This is a genomic window from Pseudokineococcus marinus, from assembly GCF_013004605.1.
Lineage (GTDB): Bacteria > Actinomycetota > Actinomycetes > Actinomycetales > Quadrisphaeraceae > Pseudokineococcus > Pseudokineococcus marinus.
This window is the reverse complement of sequence record NZ_JABEMA010000281.1, coordinates 1-4,056: the sequence shown is the minus strand read 5'-3', so window position 1 is coordinate 4,056 and position 4,056 is coordinate 1. Positions and strand designations below refer to the sequence as shown.

The window sequence follows — 4,056 nt, the reverse complement described above, 5'->3', positions numbered from 1 at the left end:
AGCTCGGCGACGGCCGCACCGGCGGCGACCGGCTCGGAGGCGCTCGCGGCCGGCGCCGCCGGGGCGGCGGGCTGGTCGGTGGCGTGCGCGTCACGGTGGGTCGGGGCCTCGTCGGGCTCCGCGGCGCCGCGGACGGCGTCGAGGACGGCGGCGAAGGCGGCGCTCTCGGTCGAGACCGGGCGACCGCGCTCGAGCGGCTCGGTCGGAGCGGCGTGCCGCCCCCGCGGCGCAGCGCCGTCGACGCCGGCGTCCGCGGCGGTCGGCCGCCCCGGAGCCGTCCTGCTCGTCCCGTTGATCCCCATCGAGGCATCGTCCCCCGCGTCCGCCGCGTCGACCAGGTGGTCGAGGGCGCCCCGGGCGCGGGCCGAGGGCGCTCCGCCGTCGGCGTCGAGCACGTTGGCGCGCACGAGCGCCCGGGCGATCGGGGAGTCGAAGATGTCGCCGATCACCTCGTCGCAGCGGTCCTGGCCCGCGGTCGCCCGCGGGGCGGGCACGCCCGGCGCGGGGGCCAGCGGGGTCCTCGGGTGTCCGAGCACGGGGTTCTCCTCCTGGTCGCGGCCCTGCGGGCCGTGCTGCGGCTCGCGGGCGGTGGCGCCCGGCGTGCTGCTGGTCGTGTCCGTGGCGGCGGTCCTGGTGCCGCCGGCCGTGGCGCTGGTCGTGGTGGGGCTGGTCGTCGTGCCGGTCGTGGCGCCGACGGCCCGGCCGGCCGGGACCGGCGCCGCGGCGCCCTCGCCGCTGTCCTCGGCGTCCGGGCCACCGGGCTTGAGCCCCGCGGCGGCCGCGTCACCGCTGACGTCGTGGGCGGCGTCGTCGTCGACCTCGACGACGAGCTCGAAGCGCTGGCGGGCGAAGAAGCCGGCCACGCCGCCGACGCGCACGCGCTCGGCGCGGACGACGCGGGCCCCCTCGCCGTGCTCGCTGGCCACGCGGGCCAGGAGCTCCTCCATGCCGTCCCCCTCGAGGACCACGGTGGTCATCGCCTCACACCCCCAGCGCCTGGGCGGCCGGGACCGCGGCGGCCCCCGTCACCGTCCCGACGGTCTCGATGCGGGGGCCGGACGAACCACCACCACCCGCCTCGGAGTAGGACAGCACGGGCAGGCGGGGGACGGCCAGGCCGACGAGGCGCCGCAGCGGCGCGCGCAGCACCGGCGCGCAGACGAGCACGGGCGACCAGCCGAGGTCCTCGGCCTGCCGCAGGGCGGCGTCCACCTGCTCGACGACGACCTCGGCGCGGCGGGGGTCGAGCGACAGCGTCGCCCCCTCCTCGCCGGGCCGGACCGACTCGGCCATCTGGTGCTCGAGCAGCGGGTCGAGCGTGATGACGCGCAGCACGCCGTCGCGGGCGCAGGCCGCCGCGATGGCGGGCCCGAGGGCCGCGCGCGCCGCGTCCACGAGCGCGTCGAGGTCGGCGCCGCCGCCGCGGCCGCGCAGCGAGAGCGCCTCGAAGATGCGGGGCAGGTCGCGGATGGCGACGCCCTCGTCGAGGAGCGCCCGCAGCACGCGCTGCACCTCGCCGAGCGTCATGACGCCGGGCACGAGCTCCTCGACGACCGCGGGGTCGTCGGCCTTCACCGCGTCGACGAGGGCGCGGACGTCCTCGCGGGAGAGCAGGCGGGCGGCGTGGGTCCGCACCACCTCGGCGAGGTGGGTGACGAGGACGGACGCCCGGTCGACGACGGTCGCCCCGGTCATCTCGGCCTGGTGCTGCAGCTCGGCGGGCACCCAGCGGCCGGCGAGGCCGAACACCGGCTCGCTCGTCGGCGTCCCGGGCAGGTGGTCGAGGTCGTCGCCGAGGGCGAGGACCCGCCCGGGGGGCGCCTGGCCGCGGCCGACCTCGACGCCGGAGATGCGGATCGCGTAGGAGGAGGTCGGCAGGTCGATGCTGTCGCGGGTCCGGACGGGCGGGACGACGAGGCCCAGCTCGAGCGCCGTCTTGCGGCGCAGCCCGCGGACGCGGTCGAGGAGGTCGCCACCGGCGCCGGTGTCCACGAGGTCGACGAGGTCGGGGGCGAGCACGACCTCGAGGGGGTCCACGCGCATCTGCTGGAGCAGGCCCTCGGGGCTGTCGGCGGCCGGGCCGGCGGGGAGCGCGGGCGTCGCCTCCTCCGCGGCGGCCTTGGCCGCCTGCGCCTTGCCGGCGCGCTGGGCGGCGAGCAGGACGGCGGCGCCGAGCACCATGAACGGCAGCTTCGGCATGCCCGGGATGATCGCGATGACGATGAGGCCGGCACCGGCGATGAGCAGCGCGGGGCGGTGCTGGAGCAGCTGGGCCGCGGCGTCGCTGCCCATGTCCCCCTGCGTCGTGGCGCGGGTGACGATGAGGCCGGTGGCGACGGAGAGCAGCAGGGCGGGGATCTGCGAGACGAGACCGTCGCCGACCGTCAGCAGGCTGTAGGTCTCCAGCGCCTCGCCGGCGGGCATGCCCTTCTGGACCATGCCGATGACGAAGCCGCCGACGAGGTTGACGACCGTGATGATGATGCCGGCGATGGCGTCGCCCTTGACGAACTTCGAGCCGCCGTCCATGGCGCCGTAGAAGTCGGCCTCCGCGGTGACGTCCGCCCGCCGCTGCCGGGCCGTGTCCTCGTCGATGAGCCCCGCGTTGAGGTCGGCGTCGATGGCCATCTGCTTGCCGGGCATCGCGTCGAGGGTGAAGCGCGCCCCCACCTCGGCGACGCGGCCGGCGCCGTTCGTGATGACGACGAACTGGATGATCACGAGGATCAGGAAGATCACGAGGCCGATGACGAGCGAGCCCGAGATGACGAACTCGCCGAAGGCCTGGATGACCTTGCCCGCGTGGGCGTCGCCGAGCACGAGGCGCGTCGAGGCGACGTTGAGGCCGAGGCGGAAGAGCGTCAGCACGAGCAGCAGGGCCGGGAAGATCGAGAAGTCCAGCGGCCGGCGCACGTACATCGCCGTCAGCAGGACGACGAGCGCGGCCGTGATGTTGGCCGCGATGAGGAGGTCCAGCAGCGGCGCCGGCACCGGCACGACGAGGAGCAGGACGATGCCGACGACGCCGACGGGGACGCCCAGGCGGCTCACGCGAGAACCCACGTCGTCCTCTCCCCGGGATCGCTCCCGGTGGTCCGGTCGGACCCCCGGGGCGGGCTCGGCCCGCCCGGGAGTCCTGCACGTGCGGGTCCGTCCGCCCTGCTCGCCGTCCTGGCTCCCCAGTCCTCGGCAGCGGGGCGGACCACCTTGAGCCGGACGGGTGCCGTCGGCGTGTCGCGGGCTCCCGGGCGCGTCGTCCTCCTCAGCCGCAGGACGGGCGCCGGTCGCCGGCGCACCACCAGCCGGACGGGCGGGGCCGGACGACGGGAGCCGAGGGCCGGACTGCGGGGAGCGGGACGGGGCGGCTCAGACGGGGTCGCGGTGCCCGCGGAAGACGAGGTGGTGCATGAGGAGGTAGCTGGCGGTCGAGGCGACGGCCATGCTGACGAGCTTGGCGAGCAGGTCGGTCGCCCCCCGCGGGAGCGTCGTCGCGTCGAGGACGGTCGCGGCGGCCCAGACGACGCCCGCCCCGAGGGCGACGTTGACGGCGCCCTGGACGGCGAAGCGGACGCGCTGGGCCCGGCGGGCGCGCAGCGAGGAGCGCGCGCGGCGGTCGCCGAAGGTCCAGCGGCTGTTCCACACGTAGCTGTGCACGAGTGCGGCCACGACCGCGACGGCGCTGAGCACCGCCAGCTCCTGCGGGCCGGGCGAGGGCCGCAGGGCGACGAGAGCGGCGAAGACGCCGAGGTCCACGAGGGCGTTGAGGCCGGCGACGACGCCGAAGCGCCCCACGCGCCGGGCCGGCGGCACGGAGCGCCCCCGCCCGTGCTCGTCCGCCGGGTGAGCACCCTGCGCCCGCGGCTCCTGCTCGGGCGGCTGCTGCCCGTCCCGCGTCCTCTCGCCGGTGGCCGTCCCGGACCGGGCGCCGCTCACCGGGCCCCCGCCGGCCGACGGGCGCCGCCGCCAGCCGGGAGGCGAACAGCCGCCGGAAGGGCTGCACAGCGAGCACTGCGGCGTCGGCGCGCCACCCGGTGGTCGTGGTGCTCACGCCGGGGC

Annotated in this window: 2 protein-coding genes and 1 pseudogene; all 3 read right to left on the bottom strand. The window is 77.3% G+C overall.

Annotation, left to right across the window (positions count from 1 at the left end):
* Window positions 1–977 (bottom strand): annotated as a pseudogene (locus HLB09_RS14020) (hypothetical protein); the annotation flags it as partial.
* A 4-nt stretch (window positions 978–981) separates the two neighbouring features.
* A complete protein-coding gene (gene flhA / locus HLB09_RS14015) occupies window positions 982–3,063 on the bottom strand; it encodes a flagellar biosynthesis protein FlhA (protein ID WP_171203962.1) in 2,082 nt (693 codons plus the stop codon).
* A gap of 303 nt (window positions 3,064–3,366) precedes the next feature.
* Window positions 3,367–3,933 carry a GtrA family protein gene (locus HLB09_RS14010; protein ID WP_171203961.1) on the bottom strand — a complete coding sequence of 189 codons (567 nt, stop codon included), beginning with the start codon at window positions 3,931–3,933 and terminating at the stop codon, window positions 3,367–3,369.
* Between the last annotated feature and the right edge of the window lie 123 nt (window positions 3,934–4,056).